At 38.5% G+C, this 876-nt stretch carries 1 pseudogene; it reads left to right on the plus strand.

The features are described 5' to 3' along the window. Positions 1-876, plus strand: a pseudogene (locus tag ACVC2P_RS13030) (hypothetical protein); the annotation flags it as partial.

The raw sequence follows: 876 nt of genomic DNA on the forward strand, positions 1-876 counted from the left end.
ACTATAAATATCACTGGTATTACTGCTTCTACTACAATTAATCTAATCAGTGCTTCCTCAGTAGGAGTTCCTGTATTAAGAAATGGATTAAGTGCCGTAAATGCCGAGAACTCAAACAATGCAACAGGCGCAATATTAACCGCTGGAACTACCGCAGATAATACAAATTCAGCAAGAATTAGAGGTGCCAATCCTAGTTTAGAACTAACTTTAATGGACACAGTTCCCGCTGGTACAGTTATTACAATTAGTCATGCAAGAGATAATAATGGAGGTGTTTTTGAAGTAACAGATGGCACTAACACTATTACTGGAATAGCTAGCACTACCGAAGACATCTTAGAACAAACAACATTTACAACTGGAGCATCCACAAACACACTTACATTTAATAGAACTGGAGGAGCAATTTGGATAGACGGTATTGAATATACGTTAGCAGCTACAGGTTGTGTTGTTCCTTTAACAGATTCTGAAACTGTAAATGTAATAACTGCCGTTAACGCTGGTACAGATGGCAATACAACCATTTGCGATAGTAGTACAACAACTATAGATTTATTTAGTTTAATCGCTGGTGAAGATACTGGCGGTACTTGGTCGCAAACTTCTGGATCTGGTGGTACTTTTAATGCTGCCGCGGGTACTTTTACACCAGCTGTTGGTGCAACTACTAGTACCTTCGATTATACTATTACAGGAACAAACCCTTGTCCTAATGATATTAGTACTGCCACTATAAATATTAATCCTGCCGTTAACGCTGGTACAGATGGTAATACAACCATTTGCGATAGTAGTACAACAACTATAGATTTATTTAGTTTAATCGCTGGTGAAGATGCTGGTGGTACTTGGTCGCAAACTTCTGGATCT

The sequence above is a fragment of the Pontimicrobium sp. MEBiC01747 genome, assembly GCF_053601635.1.